This window comes from Streptococcus sp. CCUG 71758, assembly GCF_011714815.1.
GTDB lineage: Bacteria > Bacillota > Bacilli > Lactobacillales > Streptococcaceae > Streptococcus > Streptococcus halitosis.
On sequence record NZ_RXXO01000002.1, the window covers coordinates 48,051 to 64,433 of the forward strand.

At 40.6% G+C, this 16,383-nt stretch carries 16 protein-coding genes; all 16 read left to right on the top strand.

Annotated features, from left to right (window positions below; all coding sequences use genetic code 11):
* Positions 1 to 72 precede the first annotated feature (72 nt).
* Positions 73 to 621, top strand: coding sequence for a ribosome-associated translation inhibitor RaiA (gene raiA, locus EKB01_RS03760; RefSeq protein ID WP_000599111.1), 549 nt, complete (start codon positions 73 to 75; stop codon positions 619 to 621).
* A 244-nt stretch (positions 622 to 865) separates the two neighbouring features.
* On the top strand, positions 866 to 2,074 hold the full coding sequence (locus tag EKB01_RS03765; protein ID WP_167265723.1) for an acyl-CoA dehydrogenase family protein: 1,209 nt from the start codon (positions 866 to 868) through the stop codon (positions 2,072 to 2,074).
* An 80-nt stretch (positions 2,075 to 2,154) separates the two neighbouring features.
* Positions 2,155 to 3,003, top strand: a complete 849-nt coding sequence (locus EKB01_RS03770) for a 3-hydroxybutyryl-CoA dehydrogenase (protein WP_167266171.1) — start codon at positions 2,155 to 2,157, stop codon at positions 3,001 to 3,003.
* Positions 3,004 to 3,021: 18 nt separating this feature from the next.
* Complete coding sequence (locus EKB01_RS03775; protein ID WP_000656060.1) at positions 3,022 to 4,200, top strand: acetyl-CoA C-acetyltransferase; 1,179 nt, start codon at positions 3,022 to 3,024, stop codon at positions 4,198 to 4,200.
* A 320-nt stretch (positions 4,201 to 4,520) separates the two neighbouring features.
* Positions 4,521 to 5,300 carry an enoyl-CoA hydratase-related protein gene (locus tag EKB01_RS03780; protein ID WP_167265725.1) on the top strand — a complete coding sequence of 260 codons (780 nt, stop codon included), beginning with the start codon at positions 4,521 to 4,523 and terminating at the stop codon, positions 5,298 to 5,300.
* 15 nt (positions 5,301 to 5,315) lie between these two features.
* A complete protein-coding gene (locus EKB01_RS03785) occupies positions 5,316 to 6,038 on the top strand; it encodes a 3-oxoacid CoA-transferase subunit A (protein ID WP_000869893.1) in 723 nt (240 codons plus the stop codon).
* A 1-nt stretch (position 6,039) separates the two neighbouring features.
* Positions 6,040 to 6,693: a 3-oxoacid CoA-transferase subunit B gene (locus EKB01_RS03790; RefSeq protein WP_000644731.1), complete on the top strand. Its 654-nt coding sequence runs from the start codon at positions 6,040 to 6,042 to the stop codon at positions 6,691 to 6,693.
* A 194-nt stretch (positions 6,694 to 6,887) separates the two neighbouring features.
* Positions 6,888 to 7,796, top strand: coding sequence for a LysR family transcriptional regulator (locus tag EKB01_RS03795; RefSeq protein WP_000351428.1), 909 nt, complete (start codon positions 6,888 to 6,890; stop codon positions 7,794 to 7,796).
* A gap of 15 nt (positions 7,797 to 7,811) precedes the next feature.
* Positions 7,812 to 8,924 (top strand): acyl-CoA dehydrogenase, encoded by a 1,113-nt coding sequence (locus tag EKB01_RS03800; RefSeq protein WP_000221881.1) that lies wholly within the window; start codon positions 7,812 to 7,814, stop codon positions 8,922 to 8,924.
* 3 nt (positions 8,925 to 8,927) lie between these two features.
* Positions 8,928 to 9,845: an MBL fold metallo-hydrolase gene (locus EKB01_RS03805; protein WP_000137959.1), complete on the top strand. Its 918-nt coding sequence runs from the start codon at positions 8,928 to 8,930 to the stop codon at positions 9,843 to 9,845.
* A 64-nt stretch (positions 9,846 to 9,909) separates the two neighbouring features.
* The gene (locus EKB01_RS03810; protein WP_256283325.1) at positions 9,910 to 10,890 is read left to right on the top strand and encodes a nitronate monooxygenase; all 981 of its coding nucleotides are present in this window, start codon (positions 9,910 to 9,912) and stop codon (positions 10,888 to 10,890) included.
* 175 nt (positions 10,891 to 11,065) lie between these two features.
* Entirely contained in the window at positions 11,066 to 13,039 is a 1,974-nt protein-coding gene (locus EKB01_RS03815; protein ID WP_167265727.1) for a DHH family phosphoesterase, read from the top strand.
* Positions 13,036 to 13,488: a 50S ribosomal protein L9 gene (rplI, locus tag EKB01_RS03820; RefSeq protein ID WP_000864211.1), complete on the top strand. Its 453-nt coding sequence runs from the start codon at positions 13,036 to 13,038 to the stop codon at positions 13,486 to 13,488. Before EKB01_RS03815 ends, rplI begins: the two co-directional genes overlap by 4 nt.
* A 43-nt stretch (positions 13,489 to 13,531) precedes the next feature.
* The gene (gene dnaB / locus EKB01_RS03825) at positions 13,532 to 14,884 is read left to right on the top strand and encodes a replicative DNA helicase (protein WP_000852476.1); all 1,353 of its coding nucleotides are present in this window, start codon (positions 13,532 to 13,534) and stop codon (positions 14,882 to 14,884) included.
* A 1-nt stretch (position 14,885) separates the two neighbouring features.
* Positions 14,886 to 15,152: a Veg family protein gene (locus tag EKB01_RS03830; RefSeq protein ID WP_001278165.1), complete on the top strand. Its 267-nt coding sequence runs from the start codon at positions 14,886 to 14,888 to the stop codon at positions 15,150 to 15,152.
* Between the two features lie 99 nt (positions 15,153 to 15,251).
* Positions 15,252 to 16,361: a CHAP domain-containing protein gene (locus EKB01_RS03835; RefSeq protein ID WP_000143407.1), complete on the top strand. Its 1,110-nt coding sequence runs from the start codon at positions 15,252 to 15,254 to the stop codon at positions 16,359 to 16,361.
* Positions 16,362 to 16,383: the final 22 nt, after the last annotated feature.

Below are 16,383 nucleotides of genomic sequence, written 5' to 3' on the forward strand. Positions count from 1 at the left end.
ATTTGCAAAATGAAAATGAAAGCGTTATAATATAGTTAGAAAAACAAAAATGTTTAGAAAGAAGGTACTTATATGATTAAATATAGTATCCGTGGTGAAAACCTAGAAGTAACAGAAGCAATTCGTGATTATGTAGTTTCTAAACTCGAAAAGATCGAAAAGTATTTCCAACCTGAGCAGGAGTTGGATGCACGTGTGAACTTGAAAGTTTACCGTGAAAAAACAGCAAAGGTTGAGGTAACAATTCCACTTGGATCTATCACTCTTCGTGCTGAAGATATTTCTCAAGATATGTATGGTTCTATCGATCTTGTAACAGATAAAATTGAACGTCAGATTCGTAAAAATAAGACTAAAATCGAACGTAAGAATAAAAATAAAGTTGCGACAAGTCAACTCTTTACAGATGCTCTAGTTGAGGATGCAAATGTTGTGCAACCAAAAGTTGTTCGTTCAAAACAAATTGATTTGAAGCCAATGGATTTAGAAGAAGCCCTTCTTCAAATGGATTTGTTGGGACATGATTTCTTTATCTATGTAGACGTAGAAGATCAAACAACAAATGTTTTGTATCGTCGTGAAGATGGTGAAGTTGGTTTGCTCGAAGTAAAAGAATCATAAAATTGAAATAACTAACAAAAGTGGTTTACTGATTTGTAAACCACTTTTTCTTGTGCCTAAGTAAGTAGAAAAACGAGGAAATCCTTGATAAACAGTCAGAATCAGCCCCTATAATCTGAACTTATAGGGGTGTTTATATTTATTAAGTAGACAAAATAATACCCTAAGGGATAGAATGGGGTTGTCAACAAATAGCGAATACAAAAATGTAAGCGCTCTTATAACAAATAAAGGAGTCATAACTATGGCAACAAAAGAAGAAATTTTACGCGAACTATATCCTGAAGACCTTTTTCACTATGCGGATGGTCTAACTTTGGGAGAAGCAGAGGTTTTACAAGAAACTCGCCGTTTGATTGAGAAACATCTCCGTCCGGTTATTAATGAATACTGGGAAAAACCTGATTTTCCTTTTGAAGAATTCTATGCTGTAGCTAAGGGCGCTCAAATTATGAACAATCCAAAATTGTTTGAGGGACGTGAGGGTAGCTGGAAACCTTCTGAACTTTATATTGCTTTCTTGTATCTTGAACTTGCTCGCTTCGATGCTTCTATTGCAACATTCTACACCGTTCATGGCGGACTTTGCTACAACACAATTCTCTTGGGTGGTGATGAGCGTCAACAAAAAGAATTTCTTCCAAAACTAGCTGCATTTGATTGGCAAGGTTGCTTCGCTTTAACTGAACCTCTTTCAGGTTCTGATATTGCTGGAGGACTTGCGACTACTGCAGAACGTGTTGGAGACAAGTGGATTCTAAATGGTGAAAAACGCTGGATTGGTGGTTCAGATACTGCGGATGTCGTTCCTGTATTTGCTCGTGATGTTGCGGATGGCAAGGTGAAATGCTTTATCGTTCGTAAGGGAGCTCCTGGATATCATGCGGAACCAATCCCACATAAGATTGCTCTTCGTTGTGTCCGCAATGGCCATATTACTATGAAGAATGTAGAGGTTCCAGATTCAGACCGTTTGGTAAATATCAATGGTTTTGGTGATGTAGCCCGTATCTTGACCTTCACTCGTGCGGACGTTGCTCACATTGCTATGGGAGTGACTTGTGGATCTTATGTAGCAGCTCTTAAATATGCTAAAGATCGTGAACAGTTCAAACGTCCAATTGCCAAATTCCAAATTGTTCAAGAAAAATTGGCTCGTATGCAAGCAAATGCTGTAGCAGTTATTGCTTATTCAACTCGTATTGCTGAGATGCAAGAGAAAGGTAATGAATTGATGCTTAACTCTGCTCTTGCTAAGATGCACAATTCCTTGGTGATGCGCGAAACAGTTGCCCTTGCTCGTGAAACTTGCGGAGGTAATGGTATTACACTTGAGACAGACGTTGCTCGTTTCTTTGCAGATGCTGAATCAATCTATACCTATGAAGGTTCACACGAAGTGAATGCCTTGATTGTTGGTCGTGAGATTACTGGACTAGGTGCCTTTGTTTAATGTCAGAAGGGCGATTGAAGGATTTCTGTTCAATAGTCCTTGCTTCATGCACTGGATTTTTGTAAAATAAGAAGGAGAAAATAATGATATCTAAGGTGATGATTATTGGTTCTGGTCAAATGGGAAGCGGAATTGCTCAAGTATTTGCTCAGGCTGGTTTTACAGTTTACTTAAACGATATTAAAGAAGAATTTGTTCAAAGAGGCTTGAATAATATCACAAAACAATTGGAACGTTCAGTTGAAAAAGGACGGATGTCTGCGGATGAGAAGGATCAGGTATTAGCCAATTTGCTTCCATCTGTTTCATATGAAGATGCGAAACAAGTCCAATTGGTGATTGAAGCTGCAACTGAGAATCGTGAGATTAAGTTGAATATTTTCAAACAATTGGATGAATTGACAGATCCTAAAACTATCTTAGCATCAAACACATCCTCTTTGTCAATCACGGATATAGCTGCTGCTACTAAACATCAGGAGCGCGTGATTGGAATGCACTTCTTTAATCCTGCCCCAATCATGAAACTGGTAGAGGTTATTAAGGCCTTGCAGACTTCAGAAGAAGTGGTTCAGGCGGTTCGTGAATTGACAGTGAAAATTGGTAAAACACCAGTTGATGTTAAAGATTCTTATGGTTTTGTTGTGAACAGAATTTTGATTCCTATGATCAATGAAGCCGTTTACATTCTAGGTGAGGGAGTGGCTAGTGCCGAGGAAATCGATGAAGCGATGAAACTTGGTGCAAATCATCCTATTGGACCTTTGGCTCTTGCTGACTTGATTGGGTTGGATGTTTGTTTGGCTATTATGGTCGTCCTAAACCAAGGGTTTGGTGATCAAAAATACCGTCCTGCCCCTCTTCTTAAGAAAATGGTCGAAGCAGGAAAATTGGGACGGAAGACAAAAGAAGGATTCTTTACTTACTAGACACTGATGGAGGTAGTCATGAAAGACGTAGTTATTGTTTCGGCAGTGCGAACACCTTTAGGTTCCTTTGGCGGGAGCTTGAAGAATGTTTCTGCTGTTGATTTGGGATCTTTGGTCATTAAGAGTGCTTTGGAAAAAGCGAATATTAAACCAGAACAGGTAGATGAAGTGATTATGGGGAATGTCCTAGGCGCAGGTTTAGGCCAAAACGTGGCTCGCCAAATGAGTATTCATGCTGGGCTTCCTGAATTTACACCAGCCTTTACCATTAATAAGGTTTGTGGTTCCGGTTTGAAGGCAGTGCAGTTAGCTGCTCAAGCGATTCAGTGCGGAGATGCAGATATTGTCGTGGCTGGTGGTGCAGAAAACATGAGCCAGGCTCCATATGTTTTGCCAAGCTTCCGTTGGGGTGGACGTATGGGAGATTCGAAAGTGGTAGATACCATGATTAAGGACGGTTTGTCTGATGCCTTTAACGAATACCATATGGGGATTACAGCTGAGAATGTGGCAGAAGAATATGGTATTAGCCGGGATGATCAAGATGCGCTTGCTTTGGAATCTCAAAAACGAGCAGTGGCGGCTATAGAATCTGGACGTTTTAAGGAAGAGATTGTTCCGGTGGTCATTCCTCAACGCAAAGGCGATCCTATCATCTTTGATACAGATGAATTTCCTAGAAAAGATGCTAGCTTGGAGAGTCTGTCTAAGCTACGTCCTGTTTTCAAAAAAGACGGTTCTGTTACAGCGGGAAATGCCTCAGGTATCAATGACGGAGCGGCGGCTGTCTTGGTCATGAGTGCTGAAAAAGCTGAAGAATTAGGACTTCCAGTCATTGCGCGCATTCGTTCGTATGCAAGTGCAGGTTTGGATCCTAAGATTATGGGATGTGGACCGATTTATGCGACCCGTAAAGCTCTTGAAAAAGGTAATTTGACAGTTGATGATCTTGACTTGATCGAGTCAAATGAAGCCTTTGCTGCTCAGGCTTGTGCGGTTGGGAAAACACTTGGTTTCAATACTGATATTGTCAATGTCAATGGTGGCGCGATTGCTCTTGGTCACCCAATTGGAGCTTCAGGTTGCCGTATCCTAGTGACTCTGGTACATGAGATGATGAAACGTGATGCTAAAACTGGTTTAGCTACTCTCTGTATCGGAGGAGGGATGGGAACAGCCCTCATCGTTGAACGTTAGTTATTAGAAAACTGAACGTCATTTCCTCTTTTTCAATATTACGATTACAAAATGAGATATTGATCCGATCTCATAGTTACATACCTTATCAAGTGTCTTTCTCCGAAAGTGCCTGATAAGGTATTTTTGCTTTTCCTAAGACTTTGAGGATAGATTGAATGGCTCTATTCTATAAGATGGACTTATAGGTCTATAAATAAAGATTAAGTAGACGGATAGGGAAAAAAGGATTATGATAAAAATGTAAGCTCTTACATTTTGTGTTGGTATTTGTTGACGCTGTACTCTGTACTCAAAATAAATCAAGTAGGAGCAAAACAATGAGTAAAACTGTTTTATTAGAGGTTAAGAATGGTCTTGGCTATCTAACAATTAACCGTCCATCGGCTTTGAACGCTTTAAGTTCAGAAGTCTTAAAGGATTTGAATCTCGTTTTAGACCAAATTGAAGCTAGCGAGGACATTCGTGTTGTCATCGTGACTGGTAAAGGGGAAAAAGCATTTGTCGCTGGAGCAGACATTAAAGAGATGGACCAAATGTCTCCAATTCAGGCTCATGAATACATGACCTATGCGAACGACACCTTTACCCGTTTATCTGAATTGACTCAACCAACTATTTCAGTATTGAATGGGTATGCTTTGGGAGGCGGTCTAGAATTAGCTCTTTCAACTGATATCCGAATCGGCTATGACAAGACAATGGTTGGTTTCCCTGAAGTTGGCTTGGGAATCATTCCTGGTTTTGCAGGTACTCAAAGAATGTCTCGTTTGATTGGTACTAGCAAAACAAAGGAATTAATCTTTACTGCTAGAATGGTTAACGGACAAGAAGCATATGATCTTGGAATTCTTAACAAGTTGGTAGCAGCAGAAGAACTATTGCCTGCGGCAGAAGAGCTGGCAGGAGCGATTATGAAAAATGCACCGCTAGCAGTTGAAAAAGCTAAACATATTATCCAAGTTGGCTCAGAACTCCCTCTGAAAAATGCTATTCGTTTGGAAACAGAAGCGGAAGCTCTACTCTTCTCAACAGAAGATAAGGTAGAAGGAATGCGCGCTTTTGTTGAAAAACGCAAAGCTGTCTTTCAACGTAAATAAGAGAGGAGATAGGTTATGAAAGTTGTAACATTGTCTGAAGCTATTTCCTTGATTCATTCAGGAGATAAAGTTGGTATTTCTGGTTTTCTCGGAGTGGGAGAGCCACTAGAGTTAATTGAGGAACTGGTTCGTCAAAACCAGCAAGATTTGACCTTGGTGTCTGTTGTAACCTCTCAACCCGGTAAGGAAGTTGGAGTTGGTCGACTTTGTGAAAACCATCAGGTTACAAAGTACATTGCAGCCCATGTAGGGACATCCGCTGCTGCTCAGCATGATTATTTCTCGGGAGCCATGAAAGTGGAGTTCACTCCGATGGGAACTGTCGTAGAACGCTTGCATGCTGCGGGCGCTGGCCTTGGAGCAGTCTTAACACCAACAGGTGTAGGAACAATTCTTGAAGATGAACACGAAAAAGTGACTCGAAATGGAAAAGAATATTTGATTTATGATCCATTGAAGATTGATGTTGCCTTGATTAAAGCTACAAAGGCGGATAAGTATGGCAACCTTTATCTGGATGGGACTACTAAAAACATCTCCCTTCAACTCGCTCTAGCAGCTGACACAGTTATTGTTGAGACAAACGAATTGGTTGAAGTCGGAGAAATTGATCCAAATGATATTTACATCCCTGGTATCCTAGTTGACTATGTCGTTCAAGGATTGACACCACAAGAGCATCATCAGATGATGGGAGATCTGTGGACAGAGACAAAGAAACTGGCGGGGGTGAAGTAAAATGAAAGCAAAAGAGATTATCGCAAGACGTGTAGCACTTGAATTTAAAGATGGAGATGTGGTCAATCTTGGTTTTGGGATTCCAAATGCCTCTGCTGATTACATTCCTGAAGGTGTAAATGTTATTTTACAGGCAGAAAATGGCGCTCTTCGATTTGGGGAAACACCTACCAAGGACAACTATAATGCCAATTTAGCGAACTCTGGTGGAGCTCCTATTACATTGTTGCCAGGAGCAGCCTTGTTTGATCTACAAACTTCCTTTGCCATTATTCGTGGTGGACACGTGGATGCAACCGTTCTTGGAGCTCTTGAAGTCAGCCAAGATGGAAGCATTGCGAACTGGATTATCCCAGGGAAATTTGCTCCTGGTATGGGTGGCGCAATGGACTTATTGGTAGGAGCTAAGCGCGTAATCGGGGCTATCCAACATACAACTGCTGATGGGGAATCTAAGTTGTTGAAAGAATGTACCTTGCCACTTTCAGCTAAAGGAGTATTGGATCTTGTCATCACAGAATTAGCTGTTTTTGGATTCAAAGATGGTAAATTCCTGTTGAAAGAGCTGGCTCCTGGTGTGACATTAGAAGAAGTTCTTGAAAAAACAGCTGGGGAAGTCATTGTCTCAGAAGACCTGAAAACAATGCCGATTTAAGCAAAAAAAGAGCTATTTTCTACTTAGTGTGTTATGATATAAACCAGATAGTATTGTAAGCGCTTTATATACAGCGTTAAAATGAAGTATTCGAAATGTTATTTCGATAAAAAGTCAGTAGACAACTATCAAACACTAGAATAGTTGTCTAATTGACTTACTAAAATAGTGAAGGAAAGCTAGGTGATGGGTAAGTGGATATTATCCAAATGAACTATTTCATCAATATCATAGAATGCGGATGCAACCTTTCCATTGCTGCAAAGAAGATTCACATTAGTCAATCAGCCTTGAGTCAATTTGTGACAAATTTTGAAGCAGCTGAAGGGGTTCAATTATTCAATCGCAAGAATGGAAGATTAGAAAGTTTAACAGAGGCGGGACGCAAAATTTATCGTTATGCGACCGAGATTGTGAATCGACATGAAGAAATGCTTTCCATGATCCATATAGAAGCTCAAAAGCAAAAAGGCACCATTAATTTTGGTATTCCGTCCTTGATTTTACGAGTTTATTTTGCTAGTGCCTTGCCTCATTTTCTGAAAAATAATCCTCATATCCATATCCAGGTTACGGAAGGTGGAGGGAAGGAAATTCGTCAAAAAATGGTTGATGGAGATTTGAATCTCTCTATTCTGATAGAGCCTACGAGCCTGGATGCTAAAAAATATGAACAACATATCATTCAATTGGATGAATACGTTGCTTATATGGATAAGGATCATCCGTTGGCTCAGAAAAGCTTGTTGGAATGGTCTGATATTGCTGGTTATGAATTGGCAACCTTCAACAAAACATTTACGACTTATGATTTAGTGACAGAAAAACTTCGTTCACAACGAATTGAGGCTAAATTTGCTTATCTTTCCTCTACTTGGGACTTCCTAGTTGAATCAACTCATCAGACAGATTTGATTGCCCTTTTGCCAAGGCCGGTTGAATATTTTGTGGATAAGAGTCGTTTTAAGGCGGTTAGATTCAAAGATCCGATTCCATTTAATATTTGGTTTTGTAGACCCTATAAAAACTCCTACAATGAAGTAGAGTCTTATGTGTATGAAGAATTGTTGAAAGATTATTACCAACCGTTTTCTGACAACTAAGATGAGGTGAATGCGATGACCTATAATGACGTGCTGGCGCGAGAATTGAAGGCAGACGTGAAAGTGTTGATTCGGGACTATTTCAAGTCTCATGAGGATGAACAACAGTTCCCTAGAGAATTGCTTTATCAGTTTATTGAGCAATTTGATATCTTTTCCTTGCTTTTAGATAGTCAAGATTCTGTTTTGAGAACCGAGTTTTTAACCTTTATTCGCTTGATTTCAAAAGATTTTCCTGCTTTTTCTGCTGTTCTACTAACTCAGGCATGTTATGGTATCTATCCTATTTTACGATATGGGAGTCAGGAACAAAAATCGCGTTATGTAGAACCATTAGTAAGGGGAGAAATCTTAGCTGGCTTGGGATTTTCTGAAGGAAAATTGATGGACAGCTTGGAGGTTATTGCAACAACTGCAAGGAAAACAGAAACAGGTTGGTCTTTAACTGGGAAGAAGTCAATTGTATCAAATTGCCGCTATACAGATATTTTGTTAATCTTAGCCAAGGTTCAAGAAGCTAACGGAGAATATGGATACGGATTTTTCATTGTTGATACGACTCGACCGGGAGTTGCTTTTGGAGATGATATTGCAAAACCTGGTTTACAGGGTTTGCCTGTGAATTCGGTAACTTTTGATCAGGTCATATTGCCAGAAGATAGTCTTCTAGGATTGACGCTAAATGGGGAAACTCAGTTAAATGATATTATCAAAAAATTACAGCTAGGATTAAGCGCTATCTCTATTGGTATCTCTGAGGGAGCTTTTGAAACAGGTCTGGCTTTTGTAAAGGTCAAAAGAAGATTTGGGAAACCATTAATCGATGCGACAGTCTATCAACATCAATTCGCAGACTTGTATACTAAGCTGTGTGCGGCTGAATCTTACTTTGCTTCCTACAAGGATAGGATGAAGGCGGATTCTCTCTTTGTATCTCAGATAAAACTTTATACGACAAAAGTAGCAATTGAGATTTCTGAGGAAATTATTAGATTAATTGGACCTCTTCAAACCTTGGATGACATCCCCATAGACCGTTATCTAAAGGATGCCAAAACGATTGAAATCTATGGAAAATCTGGGGATTCGATTCGTAAAAGAATAGCAGCCCAATGGATAAAGGAGTAAAGCATGACAGAACTCACCTTACAGGAATATCAATTTCATGATATGAAACTGACATGGCTACGTGGAGCCGATAAATTGACGGATGCAGGGACTCTTTTTGGTCCGGTTCCGAAAGTTGTGTGGTCTCGTTACTACCCAACAAATGATGCTAATATGATGGCAGAATTGACGGATCCTATTTTGATCCAGTACAAGGGTAAAAATTACTTGATAGATGCAAGTTTTGATACAGCAAAATTATCTGATAAACAAAGGCGCAACTTAGGAATCTTAACTGAAAGTCGGGTAGAAGAAAGTTTATCTCTTTTAGGACTATCGCCTGAAGATATTGACATCGTGCTGATGACACATATGCATCATGATCATTCTGGTGGCTTGACGCGTGTGAATGATCAAGGAGAGTTGGTTTCCAAGTATTCAAATGCCAAGATTATTGTGAATGATGTCGAATGGTATGAGATGAGAAACCCTAATAATCGAACACGAGGAACTTATCTGAGAGAGAATTGGGAACCGATTCAAGATCAGGTGACGACTTTCTCAGAGTATATCAATGTCATTCCAGAAATCCAAATGATTCACACAAGTGGTCACAGCAATGGCCACAGTATTATCTTGCTCAAACAGGGGAAAGATACGATGATCCACATGGGGGACTTGATGTTATCACATGTTCATCGAAATCCTCTCTGGGTTCCAGCAGTAGATGATTATCCTATGAAATCCATTTTAGCCAAAGAGAAATGGTTGCGTCAGGCTTTTGAGAATCATTACAAGTTTTTCTTTTATCATGATCAATTTTTCGCGGTGGTAGAGTTTGATAAGGAAGGGAAGGAGTTGGTAGATTATGTTCTACGTTCTCGCCCCCCACTTATTCCTTTTACAGATGAGCAGGATCGTAAGCCAGACTTTTTAGGATAGCAGAATATGAGGAGACAAATGTAACATTTTCTTGTTGACGGGGATATTGGTGCACTATGCATCCATTTGCCAACAAGAATCAACAGAAAATAAAAGGAGGACTCATATGTCAATTACAAAACTTTTACAGATTCAATATCCAATTTTCCAAGGGGCCATGGCTCAAATCTCCCACTATCAACTAGCAGCAGCTGTTTCTGAGGCTGGAGGACTAGGAATTATTGCGTCAGGTGGTATGACTGGAGAGCAGTTGCGAGAAGAAATTCGTGAATTGAGAAAGTTGACAGATAAGCCTTTTGGTGTCAACATTATGTTGATGATGAAAAACATCAAGGATATTGTGACTGTTATCATCGAAGAAAAGGTTCCGGTGGTAACTACAGGTGCAGGAACACCTAAGCATATCATGCCTTACTTGAAAGAAGCAGGAATCAAGGTTATTCCAGTTATTGCCAGTGTCAAGCATGCTCAAAAAATGGAAGAATTGGGAGTTGATGCTGTAATCGCTGAGGGTTCAGAAGCTGGTGGGCATATAGGAGAGACCAATACAATGGCTCTTATCCCGCAAATCGTTGATGCGGTATCAATTCCGGTCATTGCTGCCGGAGGTGTGGCAGATGGCCGAGGGCTGGCTGCTGCGATTGCCCTAGGTGCACAAGGAGTTCAAATGGGAACAGTTTTTCTTGCTTCAGAAGAATGTCCAATTTCTCCAGCCTATAAAGAAGCTATTTTGGCGGCAAGTGATACAGCGACTGCGGTTACAGGTCGCATCGCGGGAGCGCCAGTTCGTTGTATTCGCAATGAGATGACAGATCACTATATTGAATTAGAGCAGAAAGGTACAAACCGAGAGGAACTGGAAGAAATTACGATCGGTTCCCTATCTAAGGCTGTCTATGAAGGTGATACAGTTCATGGTTCAATGATGAGCGGACAAATTGCAGGTTTGGTGAAAGACATCAAACCATGTAAGTCTATTTTAGAATCAATTGTGAAACAGGCGCAAGAGCGCCTACAAGACATTCGACTAGAATTAGGTGAATAATGTAATCTAGGCGGAAGATTCTGCACTGATGTGGAAAAAGGAGAGCGAGGCATTTGCTCTCCTTTTTTATGTATGGTTTCTTTAAGAGTATCTTACTATAATAAAAGCAGTGCTTTCTCTTTAAAGGTCGCTTTTTAAGGGCATTTGTGATATAATAATGCGCAAGAGGTTTAGAATGAAAAAAAATAATTTAACTCCGAATTCTGCGATTCTACTAGGGATTGCAACTTTCGGAACCTTAACAATGCTGATTATTTTTTCACAAAATAATGTTGTAACAATCAGTGTCTTGTTTTTATTTGTACTTCTTTATCTGCTTTTATTTGTCTGGCAAAAAAAACAGTATGAAAAGAGCGAAATTGAACAAATCCAATACGTAAATCATCAAGCTGAAAATAGCTTGAGTACTTTGCTTGATCAAATGCCGGTGGGAGTCCTGAAATTAGACTTATCTAGTGGCGAAGTGGAATGGTTTAATCCCTATGCTGAGCTGATTTTAACTACTGAAGAGGGCGAAATTGATGTTGAGTTAATTCAAACCATCATCAAGGCTTCTGTTGGAAATCCTGGTTCGTATGCTACCTTGGGCGAAACACGATATGCTGTTCATATGGACAAGGCTTCGGGTGTTTTGTATTTCTTTGATGTTTCTGGGGAGTACGAAGCAACTGTAGAATTGGTAACTAGCCGTCCAGTCATTGGAGTCATCTCAGTAGATAACTATGATGATTTGGAGGATGCGACATCTGACTCCGATATCAGTCATATCAATAGTTTTGTAGCCAATTTTGTTTCAGAATTTGCTAGTAAGTATGCTATGTTTTCTCGCCGTGTGGGGATGGATCGTTTTTATGTATTCACAGATTACACGGTACTAGAGGAATTGATGAATGATAAATTCTCCGTTATTGATAGTTTCCGAGAAGAATCAAAACAGAGGCAGCTACCCCTAACTTTAAGTATGGGATTTTCTTATGGTGATGGAAACCATGAAGAGATAGGGAAAATTGCCTTGCTCAACTTGAACTTAGCAGAAGTTCGCGGTGGTGACCAGGTGGTGGTCAAGGAAAATAACGAAACCAAGAATCCAGTCTACTTTGGTGGAGGAACTGCTGCGTCTATCAAACGTACTCGTACACGTACCAGAGCCATGATGACAGCCATTTCTGATAAGATTCGAAGTGTTGATCAGGTTTTTGTAGTCGGTCATAAAAATCTAGATATGGATGCTTTGGGCTCTGCTGTTGGTATGCAGTTGTTTGCAAGTAATATTATTGAGAACAGTTATGCTGTCTATGATGCAGACCATATGCTAGCAGATATCGAACGTGCTATTCAGTTCTTGAAGAAGGAAGATGTCACGAAGCTTTTATCTCTTACAGATGCGATGAAGTTAGTTACAAACCGTTCATTATTGATTCTGGTGGATCATTCCAAGACGGCTTTGACTTTGTCAAAAGATTTTTATGATTTGTTCACTCAAACTATTGTTATTGACCATCATAGACGTGATCAGGATTTCCCTGAGAATGCAGTCATCACCTATATTGAAAGTGGAGCAAGTAGTGCCAGTGAGTTGGTCACAGAATTGATTCAGTTCCAAAATTCTAAGAAGAATCGTTTGAGTCGTATGCAGGCCAGTGTTTTGATGGCTGGTATGATGCTGGATACCAAGAATTTCACATCTCGCGTGACGAGCCGAACCTTTGATGTGGCTAGCTATCTGAGAACACGGGGAAGTGACAGTATTGCTATCCAGGAGATTGCTGCGACAGATTTTGAAGAGTACCGTGAGGTAAATGAACTCATTTTACAAGGTCGTAAGTTAGGTTCAGATATCTTGATTGCTCAAGCTAAGGACTCAATGTCTTATGACACAGTTGTTATCAGTAAGGCTGCCGATGCTATGCTGGCTATGTCTGGTATTGAGGCTAGTTTCGTTCTGGCAAAAAATACACAAGGATTTATCTCTATCTCGGCTCGAAGTCGTAGTAAAATCAATGTGCAACGCATTATGGAAGAGTTGGGTGGTGGAGGTCACTTTAATCTAGCTGCCGCGCAAATCGAGGATATGAGTTTGTCGGAAGCAGGAGAAAAATTGACTCAACTAATCTTGGAAGAACTAAAGGAAAAGGAGAAAGAAGAATGAAAGTAATCTTTTTAGCAGATGTTAAAGGAAAAGGAAAAAAAGGCGAAATTAAGGAAGTACCAACTGGCTACGCTCAAAACTTCCTGATTAAAAAGAATTTGGCCAAGGAAGCGACTGCTCAAGCAGTGGGTGAGTTGCGTGGAAAACAAAAATCAGAAGAAAAGGCTCATGCTGAAATGATTGCTGAAGCAAAAGCCATCAAGGCTAAGCTTGAGGCAGAAGAAACAGTTGTAGAGTTTGTTGAAAAGGTTGGACCAGATGGCCGTACATTTGGCTCTATCACTAACAAGAAAATTGCAGAAGAATTGCAAAAGCAGTTTGGTATTAAGATTGACAAACGCAATATTCAAGTGCAAGCACCAATTCGAGCAGTAGGTTTGATTGATGTACCAGTGAAGATCTATCAAGATGTTACAAGTGTCATCAATCTTCGTGTAAAAGAAGGTTAAGTTTACAACTTCTTGACAAGATTGTAAAAGGAAGGAAAGTTGGATGGCAGAAGTAGAGGAACTGCGAGTTCAACCTCAGGATATTTTAGCAGAACAATCTGTTCTGGGGGCTATTTTTATAGATGAGAGTAAGCTCGTTTTTGTCCGAGAATACATTGATTCTCGTGACTTCTTTAAGTATGCTCATCGGTTGATTTTCCAAGCGATGGTAGATTTGTCGGATCGTGGGGAAGCGATTGATGCGACGACGGTTCGAACGATTTTGGATAGCCAAGGGGATCTCCAAAATATTGGTGGCTTGTCTTATCTTGTTGAAATTGTCAACTCAGTACCAACTTCAGCGAATGCGGAATATTATGCTAAAATTGTAGCGGAAAAGGCTATGCTACGTCGCTTGATTTCCAAGTTGACAGAGTCTGTCAACCAAGCCTATGAGGCTTCTAAGCCTGCAGATGAAATCATCGCTCAGGCTGAAAAGGGACTCATTGATGTTAGCGAAAACGCCAATCGTAGTGGGTTCAAGAACATCCGAGATATTCTAAATATCAACTTTGGGAACCTAGAAGTTCGGTCACAACAAACAACGGATATCACTGGTATTGCAACGGGTTACCGTGATTTGGACCATATGACGACAGGTCTCCATGAGGAGGAATTAATTATTCTAGCGGCGCGACCAGCAGTTGGTAAGACGGCCTTTGCTTTGAACATTGCTCAGAACATTGGGACTAAGTTGGACAAGACGGTTGCTATCTTTTCGCTGGAAATGGGTGCGGAAAGTCTAGTAGACCGTATGTTGGCGGCCGAAGGCTTGGTGGAGTCCCATTCTATCCGTACGGGTCAATTGACTGATGAGGAGTGGCAAAAATATACCATTGCTCAAGGGAACCTAGCCAACGCGAGTATCTATATCGATGATACACCAGGGATTCGGATCACGGAAATTCGTTCGCGTTCACGTAAACTGGCTCAAGAAACAGGCAATCTAGGCTTGATTTTGATCGACTACCTACAGCTTATCACAGGTACTGGTCGTGAGAACCGCCAACAAGAAGTCTCTGAAATTTCTCGTCAGTTAAAAATTCTAGCTAAGGAGCTAAAGGTTCCAGTCATTGCTCTTAGTCAGTTATCTCGTGGAGTGGAACAGCGTCAGGATAAGAGACCAGTCTTGTCTGATATTCGTGAATCGGGTTCTATCGAGCAGGATGCGGATATCGTAGCCTTTCTGTACCGTGACGACTACTACGATCGTGCGGGTGAAGAAGAGGAAGGAATTCCAAATAACAAGGTTGAGGTTATCATCGAGAAAAACCGTAGTGGAGCTCGTGGAACGGTGGAATTGATTTTCCAAAAAGAATACAATAAATTTTCAAGTATCTCAAAGAGGGAGGCATAAGATGTCAGATGCATTTACAGATGTAGCCAAGATGAAAAAAATCAAAGAAGAAATCAAGGCACATGAGGGACAAGTCGTTGAAATGACTTTGGAGAATGGCCGTAAGCGCCAAAAAAACAGACTAGGTAAGTTAATTGAGGTTTATCCATCTTTATTTATCGTTGAATTTGGGGATGTTGAGGGAGACAAACAAGCCAATGTCTACGTTGAATCCTTCACCTACTCAGATATCTTGACAGAAAAGAACTTGATTCGCTATCTAGACTAAGAATCCTAAAATGAAGTGAGCTTTACTCACTTTTTTCTTTTTCTCCCGAATAGTATAAACGAGGGGAACCTCGGAAATTTATATTATTAAGGAGAATGAATGACGTTTTTAAAATCAGGAGTTAAGAAGAGTAGATGTACTCAGTTGAGTGTAGGGCTGGCTACTTTGTTTGTTACAAGTACCTTTTTGTTTGGTGGGGAATCAGTTCAGGCCGACAGTGTAGCGCGTGGAGATGACTATCCGCTTCACTACAAAAATGGTAGTGTTGAAATCGATCAGTGGCGGATGTATTCTCGCCAGTGTACCTCTTTTGCGGCCTTTCGTTTGAGTAGTGTAAATGGCTTTGAGATTCCTCCTGCCTATGGAAATGCAAATGAATGGGGTCATCGTGCAAGGCGAGAAGGCTACCGTGTGGATACGAAGCCAGAAGTTGGATCTATTGCCTGGTCGACAGAAGGTTACTATGGGCATGTTGCCTGGGTATCTCATGTATCAGGGGATACGATTGAGATCGAAGAGTATAATTATGGGGTTCGAGAAAAGTATAACCGTCGAAAAGTCAAGGCTAGTTCGATGACGGGTTTTATTCATTTCAAGGATTTATCCGCTAGCCATGGTGCGAGTGAGGGTGCTCGTAGCTCAGAGCTTCCGTCCAGTGGGACAATAGTGTTCACGGGGAAATTGCCAATTATGGACCAGCCAGCAAGCACAGGACAAGTTATTGACTACTATTATGCTGGTGAGAGTGTGAGTTATGATCAAGTTCTTGAAAAGGATGGTTATAAGTGGCTCGGTTATTTGTCTTATAGCGGTTCTAGAAGATATGTGCAGTATGCAGAGCTAAGCAATACAGAAAAAGGCTGGAAAAAAGAAGGAGGGAGTTGGAATTACCGTGAGAACGGGAAACTCGCAACTGGTTGGAAGAAAATAAATGGCAGTTGGTATCACTTTAAAGACAATGGAACCATGTCAACAGGTTGGGTGAAGGATGGTTTGCATTGGTACTATCTAAAGGCATCAGGGGAGATGCAGACAGGATGGCTAAAGGAAAATGGAACATGGTATTATTTGGAGAGTTCAGGGGCTATGAAGTCTAGCCAGTGGTTCCAAGTAGGAGGAAAGTATTACTACGTCAATGCTTCAGGGGCTTTAGCAGTGAATACCACTGTGGATGGCTATCGAGTGGATAGTAACGGAGCTAGAATCTAGAAAGAATATAAAAAAGAGGGCT

Coding starts and splice junctions, on each gene's coding strand:
- raiA (WP_000599111.1), top strand. CDS start 73: ATGATTAAATATAGTATCCGTGGTGAAAACCTAGAAGTAACAGAAGCA.
- EKB01_RS03765 (WP_167265723.1), top strand. CDS start 866: ATGGCAACAAAAGAAGAAATTTTACGCGAACTATATCCTGAAGACCTT.
- EKB01_RS03775 (WP_000656060.1), top strand. CDS start 3,022: ATGAAAGACGTAGTTATTGTTTCGGCAGTGCGAACACCTTTAGGTTCC.
- EKB01_RS03780 (WP_167265725.1), top strand. CDS start 4,521: ATGAGTAAAACTGTTTTATTAGAGGTTAAGAATGGTCTTGGCTATCTA.
- EKB01_RS03785 (WP_000869893.1), top strand. CDS start 5,316: ATGAAAGTTGTAACATTGTCTGAAGCTATTTCCTTGATTCATTCAGGA.
- EKB01_RS03790 (WP_000644731.1), top strand. CDS start 6,040: ATGAAAGCAAAAGAGATTATCGCAAGACGTGTAGCACTTGAATTTAAA.
- EKB01_RS03800 (WP_000221881.1), top strand. CDS start 7,812: ATGACCTATAATGACGTGCTGGCGCGAGAATTGAAGGCAGACGTGAAA.
- EKB01_RS03805 (WP_000137959.1), top strand. CDS start 8,928: ATGACAGAACTCACCTTACAGGAATATCAATTTCATGATATGAAACTG.
- EKB01_RS03815 (WP_167265727.1), top strand. CDS start 11,066: ATGAAAAAAAATAATTTAACTCCGAATTCTGCGATTCTACTAGGGATT.
- rplI (WP_000864211.1), top strand. CDS start 13,036: ATGAAAGTAATCTTTTTAGCAGATGTTAAAGGAAAAGGAAAAAAAGGC.
- dnaB (WP_000852476.1), top strand. CDS start 13,532: ATGGCAGAAGTAGAGGAACTGCGAGTTCAACCTCAGGATATTTTAGCA.
- EKB01_RS03830 (WP_001278165.1), top strand. CDS start 14,886: ATGTCAGATGCATTTACAGATGTAGCCAAGATGAAAAAAATCAAAGAA.
- EKB01_RS03835 (WP_000143407.1), top strand. CDS start 15,252: ATGACGTTTTTAAAATCAGGAGTTAAGAAGAGTAGATGTACTCAGTTG.